At 69.6% G+C, this 15,367-nt stretch carries 17 protein-coding genes; 13 read left to right on the top strand and 4 right to left on the bottom strand.

From position 1 onward, the window contains the following. From OOT46_RS01855 to OOT46_RS01840, 4 genes are all read left to right on the top strand, one after another. The coding region (locus OOT46_RS01855) for a Gfo/Idh/MocA family oxidoreductase (protein ID WP_265401873.1) at positions 1–596 on the top strand (596 nt) is incomplete at its 5' end. 80 nt (positions 597–676) lie between these two features. Next, positions 677–1,084: a DoxX family protein gene (locus tag OOT46_RS01850; RefSeq protein WP_265401872.1), complete on the top strand. Its 408-nt coding sequence runs from the start codon at positions 677–679 to the stop codon at positions 1,082–1,084. Between the two features lie 6 nt (positions 1,085–1,090). Then, the gene (locus tag OOT46_RS01845) at positions 1,091–1,969 is read left to right on the top strand and encodes an ion transporter (protein WP_265401871.1); all 879 of its coding nucleotides are present in this window, start codon (positions 1,091–1,093) and stop codon (positions 1,967–1,969) included. 317 nt (positions 1,970–2,286) lie between these two features. After that, positions 2,287–3,108, top strand: a complete 822-nt coding sequence (locus OOT46_RS01840; RefSeq protein WP_265401870.1) for an acyl-CoA thioesterase — start codon at positions 2,287–2,289, stop codon at positions 3,106–3,108. 13 nt (positions 3,109–3,121) lie between these two features. On the opposite strand, the gene thpR is transcribed toward OOT46_RS01840, so the two are convergent. Next, positions 3,122–3,688: an RNA 2',3'-cyclic phosphodiesterase gene (gene thpR, locus OOT46_RS01835; RefSeq protein WP_265401869.1), complete on the bottom strand. Its 567-nt coding sequence runs from the start codon at positions 3,686–3,688 to the stop codon at positions 3,122–3,124. A 128-nt stretch (positions 3,689–3,816) separates the two neighbouring features. Between thpR and OOT46_RS01830 the strand changes: the two genes are divergently transcribed. The 9 genes from OOT46_RS01830 (at position 3,817) to opgC (ending at position 13,535) form a co-directional block, all read left to right on the top strand. Beyond that, the gene (locus OOT46_RS01830) at positions 3,817–4,578 is read left to right on the top strand and encodes an SDR family NAD(P)-dependent oxidoreductase (protein ID WP_265401868.1); all 762 of its coding nucleotides are present in this window, start codon (positions 3,817–3,819) and stop codon (positions 4,576–4,578) included. A gap of 329 nt (positions 4,579–4,907) precedes the next feature. Continuing rightward, a complete protein-coding gene (locus tag OOT46_RS01825) occupies positions 4,908–5,771 on the top strand; it encodes a branched-chain amino acid ABC transporter permease (protein WP_265401867.1) in 864 nt (287 codons plus the stop codon). A 2-nt stretch (positions 5,772–5,773) separates the two neighbouring features. Continuing rightward, complete coding sequence (locus tag OOT46_RS01820) at positions 5,774–6,811, top strand: branched-chain amino acid ABC transporter permease (protein WP_265401866.1); 1,038 nt, start codon at positions 5,774–5,776, stop codon at positions 6,809–6,811. Then, positions 6,804–7,568, top strand: a complete 765-nt coding sequence (locus OOT46_RS01815; protein ID WP_265401865.1) for an ABC transporter ATP-binding protein — start codon at positions 6,804–6,806, stop codon at positions 7,566–7,568. Before OOT46_RS01820 ends, OOT46_RS01815 begins: the two co-directional genes overlap by 8 nt. Continuing rightward, on the top strand, positions 7,555–8,262 hold the full coding sequence (locus OOT46_RS01810; protein WP_265401864.1) for an ABC transporter ATP-binding protein: 708 nt from the start codon (positions 7,555–7,557) through the stop codon (positions 8,260–8,262). Before OOT46_RS01815 ends, OOT46_RS01810 begins: the two co-directional genes overlap by 14 nt. 59 nt (positions 8,263–8,321) lie before the next feature. Further along, a complete protein-coding gene (locus tag OOT46_RS01805; RefSeq protein WP_265401863.1) occupies positions 8,322–9,494 on the top strand; it encodes an ABC transporter substrate-binding protein in 1,173 nt (390 codons plus the stop codon). A gap of 177 nt (positions 9,495–9,671) precedes the next feature. Next, a complete protein-coding gene (locus OOT46_RS01800) occupies positions 9,672–10,991 on the top strand; it encodes an Hsp70 family protein (RefSeq protein WP_265401862.1) in 1,320 nt (439 codons plus the stop codon). Between the two features lie 135 nt (positions 10,992–11,126). Then, positions 11,127–12,158, top strand: a complete 1,032-nt coding sequence (locus OOT46_RS01795) for a ProQ/FINO family protein (RefSeq protein WP_265401861.1) — start codon at positions 11,127–11,129, stop codon at positions 12,156–12,158. A gap of 189 nt (positions 12,159–12,347) precedes the next feature. Next, complete coding sequence (opgC, locus tag OOT46_RS01790) at positions 12,348–13,535, top strand: OpgC domain-containing protein (protein WP_265401860.1); 1,188 nt, start codon at positions 12,348–12,350, stop codon at positions 13,533–13,535. Here opgC and OOT46_RS01785 read toward each other — a convergent pair. From OOT46_RS01785 to OOT46_RS01775, 3 genes are all read right to left on the bottom strand, one after another. After that, positions 13,493–14,221, bottom strand: a complete 729-nt coding sequence (locus tag OOT46_RS01785) for an SGNH/GDSL hydrolase family protein (protein ID WP_265401859.1) — start codon at positions 14,219–14,221, stop codon at positions 13,493–13,495. The two genes, opgC and OOT46_RS01785, sit on opposite strands and share 43 nt — an antisense overlap. A 62-nt stretch (positions 14,222–14,283) precedes the next feature. Then, positions 14,284–14,643: a hypothetical protein gene (locus OOT46_RS01780; protein WP_265401858.1), complete on the bottom strand. Its 360-nt coding sequence runs from the start codon at positions 14,641–14,643 to the stop codon at positions 14,284–14,286. 132 nt (positions 14,644–14,775) lie between these two features. Beyond that, positions 14,776–15,192, bottom strand: coding sequence for a VOC family protein (locus OOT46_RS01775; RefSeq protein WP_265401857.1), 417 nt, complete (start codon positions 15,190–15,192; stop codon positions 14,776–14,778). Between the last annotated feature and the right edge of the window lie 175 nt (positions 15,193–15,367).

Genomic DNA, 15,367 nt, shown 5'->3' with positions numbered 1-15,367 from the left:
AGGTGCGGCTGCGCTGGCGCGAGCAGGCCGGCGCCGGCGGCGGGCTGTGGAACGACCTCGGACCGCACCTGCTGGACCAGGCTTTGCAGCTGTTCGGCACACCGCAGGCCATCCACCTCGACCTCGCCCGACAGCGCGACGGCGCCCAGACCGACGACTACTTCCATGCGCAGCTGCGCTACGGCGCGGAGCAGCCGGGCCTGCGCGTGCTGCTGCATGCGAGCGCCCTGGTCGCGGCGCTCGGGCCGCGTTTTATCGTGCACGGCAGCACCGGCAGCTTCGTCAAGCACGGCCTGGATCCGCAGGAAGACCGGCTCAAGGGCGGCGAGCGCCCCAGGCTGGGCCGCCTCGGCGACTGGGGCGCCGACAGCCAGGACGGCCTGCTCACCCCCGGGAATCCGGAGGCCGGCAGCCCGGAGCGCATCGCCACCCTGCCCGGCAACTACCTGGCCTACTACGCGGCGCTGCGCGAGGCCTTGCACGGCCGCGCGCCCAACCCGGTGACGGCGACCGAGGCGATCCGGGTCATGGCCCTGATCGAGGCCGGCCGGCAGAGCGCGACCTCGCGCCGCGAAGTCCTCGTCGAAGCGCGCTGAGGCAGCGATTGCACCCGGCTGCGAAGCCTTCTATGCTCGCCAGATCACCGGCACGGGGCCGGGCAAGACGAGGAACACGCATGGCCTTCATCGAAAAGTTCGGCCCGCTGATGGGCCGCATCCTGCTCGCACTGATGTTCGTGCCTTCGGGCTTTTCGAAGATCGGCAACTTCGAGGGCACCGCGGCCTACATCGCTTCCAAAGGCCTGCCGCTGCCGCCCGCGCTCGCGGCCGGTACGATCGCGCTGGAGATCGTCGGCGGGCTGGCCCTGCTGCTCGGCTTCAAGGCGCGCTGGGCGGCCCTGGTGCTGGCGGTGTTCGCCTTCGTCGCGGCCCTGGTCTTCCACAATTTCTGGGCCGTCGACGAGGCCCAGAAGATGGCCCAGAACATCAGCTTCTACAAAAACCTCGCCATCACCGGCGGCCTGCTGTTCGTGGCGGCCTTCGGTGCCGGCCCCGTCTCGCTGGACCAGCGAGAGAGCCCCTGACACCGCATGGAATCCAGCCCGCCCCGCAGCCGCGACCCGTTTTCGCTGTCCTCCACCTCCGACGAGGACTTCGGCAAACCCGCGGGGGGCTGGCGGCGCCGGCTCTACGGTGTCATCTTCGAGGCGGACACACACGCGGGCCGGACCTTCGACCTGGTCCTGATCGTCGCCATCCTGCTGAGTGTCCTGACCGTCACGCTCGACAGCGTGCAGGGTCTCAGGCAGCGTTACGGCGGCCTGTTCAACGTGCTGGAGTGGAGCTTCACGCTGCTCTTCACGGCCGAGTACGTGGCCCGGCTGGCCTGCGTGAACCGGCCGCTGCGTTATGCGCGCAGCTTTTTCGGCATCATCGACCTGCTTTCCATCCTGCCGGCCTACCTCGCGGCGGTGGCGCCCGAGCTGCACCTGCTGATGGACGTGCGCATCCTGCGGCTGCTGCGCATCTTCCGCATCTTCAAGCTGACCCAGTACGCGCAGGAGTACCGCATGCTGGTCGGGGCGCTGGCCAACAGCCGGCGCAAGATCCTGGTGTTCCTCGGCTTCGTGCTGATGGTGGTGCTGGTGCTGGGCACCCTGATGTACCTGGTGGAAGGCCCGCGCCACGGCTTCACCGACATCCCCACCTCGGTCTACTGGGCCATCACCGCGCTGACGACGGTGGGCTTCGGGGACATCGTGCCCAAGACCGATGCCGGGCGGTTGATCGCCTCGCTGATGATGCTGCTCGGCTGGGGCACGCTGGCGGTGCCCACCGGCATCGTGACGTCCGAGATGACCTCGATGCGTCTGCGGCGGCCGCCGACGCGCCTGTGCCCCGCCTGCGGCACCGGGGAGGAGACGGCCGAGGCCAACTTCTGCCGGCACTGCGGCGTGCGGCTGCCCTGATCTTTCTCGGGCGCTTGCCAAATCGCACGGCTCTTCAACAAGCCGCTAGGCGTCACCCGCTCCGCATCGGGTTCGTATCCACGTCCCCCAGCTTGCCTCTCTCTCCGCTTCCCAATTTGCAGGCAAATCAGAGACTTCGTGCAAGCTTGGATCCGCGGCCAAAAAGCCTGGATCCGTGAGCAGTTCCGCAGCTCGGAACCGAGCTTGCCCGCACAGCGAGCCGCGTCGTGACAGAGTGCCAAGCTGGTGACAGCGGCTGTCGGTGGCACCCGGGACAATGCACAGGTGTTCCATCCCCGGCCCCCGGCCTGTGCGCCATGACCGACCGCCTGCTTCCCTTCCACCGCCTGCTGGCCGCGCGACAGCGCCGCGAGGCCACTGTGAGCTTCCCCGTCACCGAGGACTGGCTGCAGGGCCGGACCACCTTCGGCGGTTTCATCGCGGCCTGCTCGGTGCAGGCGATGCGGGACGTCGCTGGCGCCGCCTGGGCGCCGCAGGTGCGGCTCGTCGCCTTGCAGACCAACTTCGTCGGGCCGGTGGGCCTGGGCGAGATGGACGTGCGCATCGAGGTGCTGCGCGAAGGCAAACACCTGCGCCAGGTGCAGGCGGTGGTCAGCCAGGCCGGCCAGACGGCGGCCGTGCTGATGGGCGTCTTCGGCGCCGGCCGCGAGACGCCGCTGGCACCGCTGGCGCCTCAGCAGCCACCGGTGAGCGTCACCCCGTCCGATGCGCCCGCCCTGCCCTTCCGCCCCGGCGTGACGCCGAACTTCACGCAGCACCTGGAGTTCCGCTGGGCCGAAGGCAACTACCCCTTCAGCGGCAAGCCGGGCTGGCGGACCCGGGTGCACGCACGCCTGCGCGGCGAGTCCATCAGCGAGGAACTGCTGGTCGTGATGTTGACCGACGCCGCACCGACCGCCGCGCTGGGGCAGCTCAGCCAGCGCGCGCCGGCCAGCTCGGTGACCTGGGCGCTGGAACTGGCGCCGCTGTCCGGCCCCGCCGCGGCCGACGGCTACTGGCGCATCGACAACGAAACCCGCGCCGCGGCAGCCGGCCATGTCAACGACAGCACCACGCTGTGGACACCCTCGGGCGAGCTGGCGGCCTTCGGCTACCAGGTGGTCGCGGTCTACGCCTGATCCGGCAAACGGCTCAAACGCCTGCTGGGCCCCAGGGATAACGCCGCAGCACCCGGTACTCGGGCTGCGGCCCGAGCACCGACTCGACCAGCACGTGCTCGCCGACCCGCCAGCGCAGCTCGGGCAGCCCGGCCGGCGGCACCGCGCCGCGTGCATCGCGCGCCAGCGTGACATGCGGTTCGAAGCCGCGCGACTCGGGGGTCCAGCCCAGGCCCTGCAAGGCGGCACCGAGGTCCGCATGCAGGCGCCTCAGCGCCTCCGGCGCGGCCGCCGGCCGCAACCAGGCCACCCCGTTCCAGAGCCCGGCCTCCTGCAAGCCCAGCTCGAAAGGCGCGCCTGCCACTGCGCCCGCATCGGCGAACTCGGCCACGCGCTCGACCGGCACCTGGGCGAGGAAATGCAAGGTCAGGTGCAGGCGTGCCGGCCGGCTCAGCCTCGCCCCGGCCGGCCACTGCCACAGGCGCTGCCGAGCCACCAGGGCCTCGCGTTCGACGGGCCCTGGCCAGAGGGCGAAAAACAGCCGGGTGCAGCGGGACGGGTCGCTGCCAGCTGGCAGCGCAAGCGGAAGGTCGGTGCTCATCGGGTTTTCATGCCTGGGGGATCTCCCGGGTTTGTCCCTTCAGTGACAGACCCGCATGGCGAAGCCACCTAACGTGCGTGGCAAAACACAATCCGTGTGCGCCGTCGCGCCGCCACCAGGAGACAACCATGCAACTCTTCAAGCTCGATGGCAAGGTCGCCATCGTCACCGGCTCCAGTCGCGGTATCGGCCGCTCCATCGCCGAGAATCTCGCGCGCTGTGGCGCCCGCGTCGTGATCTCCAGCCGCAAGGCACCCGCCTGCGAGGAGGTCGCGGCCGCGATCCGCGGTGAAGGCGGCGACGCCATCGCGATCCCCGCCAACATCTCCAGCAAGACGGACCTGGAGCACCTGGTGGCCGAGACGCGCCAGCGCCTGGGCCCCATCGACATCCTGGTCTGCAACGCCGCGACCAATCCCTACTACGGGCCGAGCACCGGGATCAGCGACGAGGTCTTTGACAAGATCATGCGCAACAACGTGCTCAGCAACCTGTGGCTGAGCAACATGGTGCGCCCCGACATGGCGGCCAAACGCGACGGCGCCATCGTGATCGTCTCCTCGATCGGCGGCCTGCATGGCTCCACCTCCATCGGCGCCTACAACGTCTCCAAGGCCGCCGACATGCAGCTGGCCCGCAACCTCGCGGTCGAATGGGGCCCGGACAACATCCGCGTCAACTGCATCGCCCCGGGTGTGGTGGAGACCGATTTCGCCCGCGCCCTGGTGGAGGACCCGCGGCTGCGCAATCTGATGGAGCGGGAATTGCCCCTGCGTCGCTTTGGCCAGCCCGACGACATCGGCGGTATCGCCGTGATGCTGGCGAGCGCCGCCGGGCGATATGTCACCGGGCAGACCATCGTCGCCGACGGTGGCTACATGGTGCGCTGAAGCAGGCCTGAATCGCGGCGCCGCGGCCGGGCATATTCCAGCCGCCCCAGGGGTTTCTGCAGAATTTTCAGACGCCAGAAGATATTCTGCTGTGCAGATTCTTGATCCATTTCTGCGGCATTTCAGAGCTTCTCAGTAGAAGTCCCATTCCTTTTTTTCTGCCATGCAGAACAATTATGGGGAAAATCGCGTTGACGCGCCGCGAAGCAGCATGACAAAGTTGGCACCACGGTCCAACACGGGCACTTCGTCGCCCGGCCCGACCTCGCCCCGCCGCCCGCTGTCCAGCAGGCCGGCCATACGCGCAACGAGTGCGTGAAGGAGATATCTTGGAATTGTTTTTCCAGCAGGTTTTGAACGGCCTGACGCTTGGGGGCATCTACAGCCTCGTCGCGCTCGGACTCACGCTGGTTTACGGCATATTGCACGTGCCCAATTTCGCGCACGGCGCGTTTTACATGGCAGGTGCTTATGCGGCCTTTTACCTGATCAGTGCGCAAGGCTGGGGTTACTGGGCCGCGATGGCGGGCTCCGCGGTCGCGGTGGCGCTGATCGCCGTGCTGGCCGAGCGGCTGGTCTTCCACCCGCTGCGCAACGCGCCCGGCCTGCACCACATGATCGCGGCCATCGGCCTGCTGCTGTTCCTCGAGGCGGGTGCGCAGGCGGTCTGGGGCGCCGACTTCCACCGCATGGACACGCCCTACGGCAGCGTCATCAGCGTCGCCGGGCTCACCGCTCCGGTGCAGCGCCTGCTGATCATCGCGGCGGCCTTCGGTCTGATGGTGGCCCTGCACCTGTTCCTGAAAAAGACCGTGACCGGCTCCACCATCATCGCGATGGCGCAGAACCGCGAGGGCGCAGCCCTGGTCGGCATCGACGCCAACAAGGTCGCGATGCTGACCTTCGGGATCTCCGGCGCCCTGGCCGCGGTCGCGGCGGCGCTCTACGCGCCGATCAACCTCGTTTACCCGGCGATGGGGCACCTGGTGATCACCAAAGCCTTCGTCATCATCATCCTGGGTGGCATGGGCAGCGTGCCGGGCGCCATCGTGGGCGGGCTGATCATCGGCTTCGCCGAGAGCTTCGGCGCCTTCTACCTCTCGCCCGACTACAAGGACATCATCGCCTTCGCGCTGCTGGTCGTGATCCTGTCGGTCCGCCCGCAGGGCCTGTTCACCAAGGGAGTGCGCTGATCATGGCTCAACTTCAAGGCAAGCTGGGCTGGAGCCTGTTGCTGCTGCTCGGTATCGCGTTCCCCTTCATCGCGGGCAACGACTACCACCTGACGGTGATGAGCACCGCCTACATCTTCGCGCTGTCCACGGTGGGGCTGAACCTGATCACCGGCTACACCGGCCAGTTCAACCTCGCGCATGCCGGCTTCATGGCGGTGGGCGCGTACACGGTGGGCATCCTGACGGTGGACCACCAGGTGCCGTTCTGGATCGCCTTTGCGCTCTCGGGCCTGCTGGCCGCGGTGCTGGGCTTCGGCATCGGTATCCTGTCGCTGCGTCTCAAGGGCCACTACTTCTCGATCTTCACGCTCTGCGTGGGCTACATCATGTTCCTCGTGATCGAGAAGTGGGAGAGCCTGACCCACGGCACCGTGGGCATCATCGGCATCCCTTCGCCCGCGCCGATCGGGCCGCTGGCCTTCGAGTCGCCGCGCGAGCTGTACTACATGGTGCTGTTTTTCCTGGCCGCCGGCATGTGGGCCATGCACCGCATCGTGCACTCGCTGCTGGGTGGCACCTTCATCGCGATCCGCAACAGCGAGGAACTGGCCGAGTCGCTGGGCATCAACCTGATGCGCAACAAGGTGCTGGCCTTCATGCTCTCGGTCTTTTATGCCGGGCTGGCCGGCGGCCTCTATGCCGGCTACGTGCGTTTCCTGGGCCCCGGCATCGCCGCGGTCGAGCACACCTTCGACATGACCATGTACATGCTGGTCGGCGGCATCGGCACCCAGCTGGGCCCGCTGCTGGGCGCCCTCATCATGCCCTGGCTGACCCAGTACCTGCAGTTCCTGCAGGAGTACCGCTTCCTCGTCTTCGGCCCGATCCTGATCCTGCTGGTCATCTTCGTGCCTGACGGCATCGTCGGCAGCTGGCTCAAGTGGCGCGCGCGCCGCGCCTACACCGCCCAAGCCGCAGCGACCCGGGCCAACGCCTCGGTCCAGACGCCCGCCTCGACCTCCCAGCCCCTGCGCGCGCAGGAGGGCAGCCATGCTTGACATCCAGCAACTCACCAAACGTTTCGGCGGCCTGACCGCGGTGCGCGACGTCTCGGTCCGCCTGGAGGCGGGCAAGGTCAACGCCATCATCGGCCCCAACGGCGCCGGCAAGACCACCTTCTTCAACCTCATCAGCGGCATGCACCAGCCCACCAGCGGCAGCATCCGCTTCAAGGGCCAGGACGTCACGCGGCTGCGTGCCGACCAGATGGCGCGCCTGGGCGTGGCCCGCACCTTCCAGACCACCTCGCTGTTCGACCGCGCGACCGTGCTGGAGAACCTGATCGTCGGCCACCGCCTGCGCACCCGCTCGGGCCTGTGGGACGTGCTGGCCCGCACGCGGCGCTGCAAGGCCGAGGAGAAGGCCTGCCGCGAGAAGGCCGAGCAGGCGCTTGACTTCGTCGGGCTGTCGCAGGTGGCCCACCGCATCGCCGCCGACATCTCCCAGGAAGAACGCAAGCGCGTCGCCTTTGCGCTGGCCCTGACCACCGACCCGTCCATCCTGCTGCTCGACGAGCCGGCCGGCGGCGTCAACCCCGAGGAGACCGTGGGCCTGGCGGCACTGATCCGCAAGATGGTGGACAGCGGCCTGACGGTCTGCCTGATCGAGCACAAGATGGACATGATCATGAGCCTGGCCGACAAGATCATGGTGCTGAACTACGGCGAGAAGATCGCCGAGGGCACACCGTCGGAGATCCGCGCCAATCCGCAGGTCATCGAAGCCTACCTGGGGAGCGAACATGCTGCAGCTTGACAACGTTTCGCTCAACTACGGCAGCTTCCGCGCGCTGGACAAGGTCTCGCTGCATGCCAAGGCCGGCGAGCTGGTGGTGCTGCTGGGTGCCAACGGCGCCGGCAAGAGCTCGATCTTCGGCACCATCAGCGGGCTGCACAAGGCCGCCTCGGGTCGCATCCGCTTCGGCGACATCGAGCTGGCGGGCCAGAAGCCCTCGCGTGTCGTGGAGCACGGCGTGCTGCACTGCCCCGAGGGCCGCAAGCTCTTCCCGGGCATGTCGGTGCTGAAAAACCTGATGCTGGGCGCCTACGTGCACCGGCGCGACCGCAAGGGTGTACAGCGCAGCCTGGAGGAGGTCCTCGAGCTCTTCCCCATCCTGCAGCAGAAAAAGGACGACGCGGCCGGCTCGCTCAGCGGCGGGCAGCAGCAGATGGTGGCGATCGGCCGCGCGCTGATGGGCCGGCCCAAGGCGCTGCTGCTCGACGAACCCTCGCTGGGCCTGGCGCCGCTGGTGGTGAAGCAGGTGCTGGAGGTGGTGCAGAAGATCAACCGCGCCGGCACCACCGTGCTGCTGGCCGAGCAGAACGCCTACGCGGCGCTGCAGATCGCGCACCGCGCCTATGTGATCGAAGGCGGCCGCATCGTGATGGAAGGCAGCCGCGAAGAGCTGCTCAACAACGACGCCGTGCGGCGTGCCTATATCGGCGCCTGAGCGGCGCCCCGGTTTCCCCCATCCACAACGATTCACACAAACCACAAGGAGACATGTCCATGACGAATCGCTTTCCCCTCGCCCGCCTCGCTGCGGCCCTGAGCCTGGGCCTGACCCTGTCGGCCGGCGGCGCTTTCGCCCAGGAAGTCGTCAAGATCGGCTACTCGGGCCCCCTCAGCGGCGGCGCGGCGCTCTATGGCAAGAACGTGCTGAGCGGCATGCAGATGGCCGCGGCCGAGATCAACGCGGCCGGCTTCGAGGTCGGCGGCAAGAAGTACAAGCTCGAGATCGTTGCGCTCGACGACAAGTACAACCCCAGCGAGACCGCGATCAACGCGCAGCGCCTGGTGCAGGAGCACAAGACGCCCGCCGTGCTGGTGCCGCATTCGGGCGGCAGCTTCGCGCTGCAGGCCATCAATGAGCGCATGAACTTCATCCTGCTGTCCTACACCAGCGTGCCGCAGATCACTGCCCGCGGCAACAAGATGACGGTGCGCATCCCGCCCGAGTTCACCGGCTATGTCGATCCCTTCATCCGCCATGCGATGGGCAAGTTCGGCAAGAACGTCGCGATCGCCAATGCCGACCATGACTACGCCAAGGCCTGGACCGCGGCCTTCCGCCCGGCCTGGGAAGCCGCCGGCGGCAAGGTGGTGGCCGACAATCCGATGTCCTACAACAAGTCGACCGACTTCTACAGCGGCGTGAGCCGCGTGATGGCGGCGAAGCCGGAGGTCATGTTCATCGGCGGCGCCTCCGAGCCCTCGGGCCTGGTGGTCAAGCAGGCGCGCGAACTCGGCTTCAAGGGTGGTTTCGTGATCATCGACCAGGCCAAGATGGACGAGATGGCCAAGGTCATCGGCGGCTACGGCCCGCTCGAAGGCTCGATCGGCGTGCTGCCGATGGTGGACGACGACCGGCCCGACTCCAAGGCCTTCGTGCAGCGCTTCCGTCAGGCCAACCCGGGCCGCGACCCGAGCAGCGAAGTCTCGCTCAACTACTCGGCCGTGCACGCCACCGCGCTGGCGATGAAGCTGGCCGGCAGCGTGAGCGACGCCGGGGCGATCCGCGCCAAGCTGAGCGAGGGCTTCAAGACCCTGCCGGCCAAGTACAACCCGAACGACTTCGAAGGCCTGGACGACAAGGGCGGCACGCTGGCCAACACCTATGTCGGCGTGGTCGAGGGCGGCAAGATCAAGCAGCTCAAGCTGCGCGAGCTGGCCGCGAAGTAATCGAACCGGCTCCGGCCAACACGGGCGGCCTGCGGGCCGCCCTTTTTGTTGGGCCGGAGCGGGATGAACCCGAGCGATCCCAAGGGACGCAGCGGACCTCCAACGGGGGTGCGTCCGCAAGCGACTAGAATCCGCCCCCCTCCGCGTCCTTCCCGCCCGCCCGGGGCGCCTGTGCCCATGACCCGCTCGCCCGACCACTGCGCCATTGACTTCGGCACCTCCAATTCGGCCATCGCCATTCCGTCCGCCGGGGCGGGCGGGCACCGCCTGGTCGAGCTCGAAGACGGCCGCAGCACCATGCCGACCGCCGTGTTCTATTTCGCCGACCCGCACGACGCGCCGGTCTCCGGCCCGCTGCCGCTGCGGGCCTTCGGCCGCGCCGCCGTGGCCGCCTATGTCGAGGGCTACGACGGGCGGCTGATGCGCTCGATGAAGTCCATCCTCGGCTCGAGCCTGGCGGAGCAGGCCACCGATGTCGGGGGCGGGCAGTCGGTCAAATACCTGGACGTCATCACCGGCTACCTGCACCACCTGAAGAGCAAGGCCGAGGCGGCCGCCGGCGGGCCCCTGCGCCGTGTGGTGATGGGCCGGCCGGTCTATTTCGTCGACGAAGACCCGCAACGCGACGCGCAGGCCCAGTCGGCCCTGGAAGCCGCGGCCCGCGCCGTGGGCTTCGCCGACGTGTGCTTCCAGTACGAGCCGATCGCCGCCGCCTTCGACTACGAGCAGCAGGCGCAGCGCGAGGAGCTGGTGCTGGTGGCCGACATCGGCGGCGGCACCTCCGACTTCTCGGTGGTGCGGGTCGGGCCGGCGCGGCGCAGCCGGCTGGAGCGCAAGCACGACATCCTCGCCAACCACGGCGTGCACATCGCGGGCACCGACTTCGACCGCCGGGTCGAGCTGGCCGCGCTGCTGCCGCCGCTGGGCTACCGCGCACTCGGTCGTGCGGCCAAGGGGCAGCCGCCGCGCGAGGTGCCCAGCGCGGTCTATTTCGACCTGGCGACCTGGCACCTGATCAACACCCTCTATAACCCCACGCGCGTCGCGGAGCTGCAAGCCATGGCCGGCTTCTACGCCGATCCGGCCCACCACCGCCGGCTGATGCACGTGGTGCGCCACCGTCTCGGCCACGAGCTGGCGGCGCGGGCCGAAGCGGCCAAGATCGCGGTCGCCGGCGGCGGCAGCGGCCACCGTATCGACCTGGGTGTGGTCGAGCCCGGCTTGTCCTCCCAACTCGACGAGGCGCAAGCCGCGCAGGCCCTGGCGGCCGATCTCGACCGCATCGTCGCGGCCGCCCGCGAGACCGTGAAGCTCGCCGGCGTCAGCCCTGATGACATCAGCGCGCTTTATTTCACCGGTGGCTCGACCGGTCTGCGCCTGCTGACGGACCGCCTGGCGGCCGCCTTCCCCGCCGCCGCAGCGGTGCGCGGCGACGGCTTCGCCAGTGTCGCGACCGGGCTCGGCATCGACGCGGCGCGGCGTTTCGCGACGCATTAAAAAACATCCCCGGCGACCCTTCGCGGGCCGCGGGGGATGCAGCGCGCGGCGGGGGGCCTCACAATACGCACCGCAACCGAGAACCCGACACACCGGATGAACCCGCAAGACAAGCCTGCCGCCTCCCCGGAGGCCATGACCGTTCCCGCCTGCGCCGCGCTGCTGCGGGAACACTTTCCCGCCCTGTTCGCAGGCAAACCGAAACCGCTGAAGCTGCGCATCCAGGTGGACATCCAGGAGCGCACGCCCGGCCTCTTTCCGAAGCAGTCGCTGTCGGCCTTCCTGCGCCGCTACACGATGAGCGACGCCTATCTGCGTGCGGTCGCCGCCGGCACGCACCGCTACGACCTCGACGGCCAGCCGGTCGCCGAGTTGAGCGAGGAACACCGCAAGCTGGCGAACGACACGTTGAGCCAGCGCCGCTCGCAGGGCGACGCCCGGCGCCAGCAGGAGCAGGAACAGCGCAACTTCCGCGCCGGCCTCTTGCGCGACTTCGAAGGCACCACGCTGACCCGCGAGAACTTCTGCGCGCTCAAGGGCATCGACCCGGCCGGGCTGGACGAGCAGCTCGAGCTGGCCCGCCGCGAGCGCAGCGAACGCCAGCAGTTCCAGACCGAGCTGGTGGCCGGCTTCCGCGCGGCCGAGAACAACCTGGTCGCCTATGCGAACCAGAAACGCATGCACCCGGTGCAACTGGAGCGCCTGCTGCGCGAGGCCGGCGTGCGCTTCGGCCCGCCGCCGCGCGACCGCGAGCGGGGACAGCAGGAGCGCGGCCCGGGTGCCCGTCGCCAGGAGGGCGAACGGGGTCCGCGGCAAGGCCAGCGTGCCGACCGGCCGCGCGGGGATCGTCCCGCCCAGCAGGGCGAGCGCCCGCCGCGCGGCGAGCGCCAGGGGCCGGCGGATCGCCCGCCACGCGGCGAGCGTGCCGGACAAGCCGACCGGCCTGCGCGGGGCGAACGCTCGGCGCAGGGCGAGCGTCCACCGCGCGGCGAGCGTCCCGCGCAAGGTGACCGGCCGCCCCGCGCCGAACGCGCCGGGCCGGGCGCGCAAGCCGCGCCGAAACAGCCGGCCGAGGCGCCGCCTCCCACCGACCTCCCTGCCGCGAGCGAGCCCGCGCAAGACCGGCCTGTACCCCCGGCCGGCGCGCAGCCGCCCCAGGACCACTGAGTCCTGCCCGACCGCGCGGTGTGCGCCCGCACGCTGCGCCGGCCCCTGTCGGACAACACGGCAAGGGTGTGTCGGACACCCTGTTCCGGGTACAGCGCCTGCCCGGTTTTCCTGTGAATGCACAGGCGCCCCGCGCGCGGCTCCAGCCCGGAGCCGCGGCCCGGCGCCCAGGATGCCAGGGAGCCGGAGATGTCGAGACGCTGGGAGCTGGATGCGCTGCGCGGGCTGATGCTGGTGCTGATGACGCTCACGCACCTGCCCACACGCCTGTCCTATCCGCTTGGCCACACCTTCGGCTTCGTCTCGGCGGCCGAGGGTTTCGTGCTGCTCTCGGGTTTCATGGCCGGGCTGGTCTACACCCGGCGAGCACGGTGCTCCGGCCTGCAGGCCATGCAGGAGGGACTGCGGCACCGCGCCCTCACGGTCTACCTCTGCCAGCTGGGCTTGCTCCTGCTGCTGTTTTTCGGCTTCGCGGAGCTGGCCCAGCGGCGCGGCCAGCCTGAGCTCACCCATCTGACCGGCTACTTCTTGGAGCAGCCGCGGGCGGCGCTGGCGGCTGCGCTCGCCCTGCTCTACCAGCCGGCCCTGCTCGACGTGCTGCCGATGTACGTGTTGTTCCTGCTGGCCAGCGCCTGGCTGCTGGCGCACGGCCTGCGATACGGCTGGCACGCGATCCTCGCGGGCAGCGTCTTGCTGTGGCTGCTGTCGCAGTTCGACCTCACCGCCGCCCTGCACGGTCTCGCCGTGCGACATGCCGGCTGGCCGGTGCGGCTGGAGGACAGCGGCTCCTTCGTGCTGCCGGCCTGGCAGTTCCTCTGGGTGCTGGGCCTGTGGATGGGCTCGACCCGCGCCGACGGCCCGCTGCTGCCAGCCGGCTTCCCCCGCTGGATGCTGCGCACCGCGCTGACCATCGCGGGGCTCTGCCTGGTCTGGCGCCACCTGGTGGGCCAGCAGGCCTTCGGCGCCGACGCGACGCTCAACCTGCTGTTCGACAAGTGGCGCCTGGGCCCGCTGCGCCTGATCAACCTGTTCGCGCTGCTGGTGGTGGTGATGCACTACGGCCCCCTGTGGGCGAGCTCGCTGCCGCGACCGCGCTACCTGGAATCGCTGGGCCAGGCCTCGTTGAGCGTTTTCAACGCCCACCTGGTGTTCGTGCTGGCGGTGCTGGCCCTGTTCGGCGGCAACCCCGCGCAGCGCCCCGCGCTGCTCGACGCGGCGCTGCTGGCGGTGGTCTTCTGCCTGCTGTGGGTGGTGGCGAGGGTGATGCCGGTGCTCGGCCGGTGGCGCCCGGCGCGCCCGCAAGCGGCGGCCGGCCCGGCCGCTCACCGTCGTGATCAGTGCAGGTGTGCGCCGATGACCGTCTTCCAGAGGCTGTAGCCCGCCTCGTTGAGGTGCAGCGCGTCGGCCGCGAAAAGCTCCGGCCGCGGCTGCCCGTCGGGGCCCAGCATGGCGGAGAAGACGTCGATGTAGTCCACCGCCTCCGCGCGGCGGCTGTACAGCTCAATCAGCGCATTGGTGCGCCGCGCCTGCTCCAGCAGCCGGCTGCGCGAGGGGCTGGGCTTGATCGAGACGTAGGCGATGCGGGTCTCGGGCAGTTCGCGCCGCACCGCTGCGACGAAGGCCTCGAAGCTGGCCAGCACCTGCTCGGGCGTGCGCCCCTGCGCGAGGTCGTTGTCGCCGGCATAGACCACCACCAGCCTCGGCTTGTAGGGCATCACCAGGCGCTGCACATGCTCGGCGCAGTCGCGCATCGTCGAGCCGCCGAAACCACGCTTGAGCACCACCGGCGGCAGCTCGAACTGCTGCTCCAGGCCGCCCCAGAGCCGGATCGAGGAACTGCCCACGAAGACCACGCCGCCGGGCGGCGGCGGGCGGTCGCGGTCGGCCCGCTCGAAGGCCGCGAAACTCTCGTCCCACGGCGAAGCCAGCGCGCTGCCGAGCGGGCTGACGCTGCGCGTGAGCGCGGCTTCGGGCGTGGCTTCCTGGGCGCCCGCCCGCGCGGCCAGCAGATAGCACAGGCCGGCGCCCACGGCGAGGCAAGCAAGTCGCGTCAACAGGGGCATGAGGGAAAACTCCAGATCGGATCGGCACCGGCAAGCGCCGGGACCCGGGCGGGTGAGCGCATTCAGCCGGGGGCGGGCAGCAGCTTCAGTCCCAACCAGGCCGCGCCTATCATCGCGTTGATCGGCACAGCGATCGCCGAGGGCACGAAAAAGACGCTCGCCAGCAGCGCCGCGCCGCCCAGCTGCTCGATCGCCGCGCCCGCCGCGAAGGCGACCAGCCCGGTCACCAGCCAGCGCCGCATGTAGGTCGGCAGCCAGCGCGCCTGCTCCTGATTGTGGCGCCAGGCAGCCGCCCGCTCAAACAGCGAGCCGCGCCCGACATCCCGAAACAACCAGGCGAAAAACCAGTAACGGTACAGCAGCGTGCGAAAGCGCAGCGGCGGGGCGCGCCGCGTTGGGGTGGTAGTTGCAAGCTCGGTCATCGGTCGCCTCCATCGGCCAGCCGCGCGGCCGATGCGCAGCGGCGGCGGCGCGGGTCTCTTGCGCCGTATCGTGCTTGGACGGCGCACCGGCCGGGATGTTCCCTTCCGATGGAAGCAAGCCGCGCGCCGACCTCAGGGGTGGCCGCCGTCCACGCTCGTGTCCCAGAACGTGGCTTCGATCTTGTGGCCGTCGAGGTCGCGCACGAAACAGCCGTAGTAGGCCGGGCCGTAGTGGGGCCGGGGCCCGGGCTCGCCGTCGCCGCTCGCCCCGGCGGCCAGGGCCGCGTCCCAGAAAGCGCGCACCTGCGCCGGGTCATGCGCGAAAAAGGCGAAGTGCACGCCGTTGCCGACGCCGGCCGGCTTGCCGTCGATCGGCTGCTGCACCCAGAACTCGGGGTACTCGCGGCCCCAGGCCGCTGCGCCGGGGACGGACATCACCCGCCGGCAGCCCAGGGTCGCGAGCACCGCGTCGTAGAAGGCCACGGCACGGTCGAAGTGGTTGCTGCCGATGGAAACGTGGGACAGGATGCTGGGGTTGGAACTGGACATGACTTTTTCCTCCGGGTTCGGTGGCCGCACCGCGCGGCAGCGCCGATGGTGCCGGCGCTGCCGCGCTCGGCCCGAGCCGCCCGTCGCTCCTGCTGACGGCACGCTGTCAGCAGGCCGCTGTCGGGGCCCCGCGGAACCTCGACGCCCGCCAAGGGTCAGCCAGACTTCGGGGCTC

It is taken from the genome of Aquabacterium sp. A7-Y, from assembly GCF_026153205.1.
Taxonomy (GTDB): domain Bacteria; phylum Pseudomonadota; class Gammaproteobacteria; order Burkholderiales; family Burkholderiaceae_C; genus Caldimonas.
The sequence above is the reverse complement of the archived record's forward strand: the minus strand, read 5'-3'. Positions and strand labels throughout refer to the sequence as shown.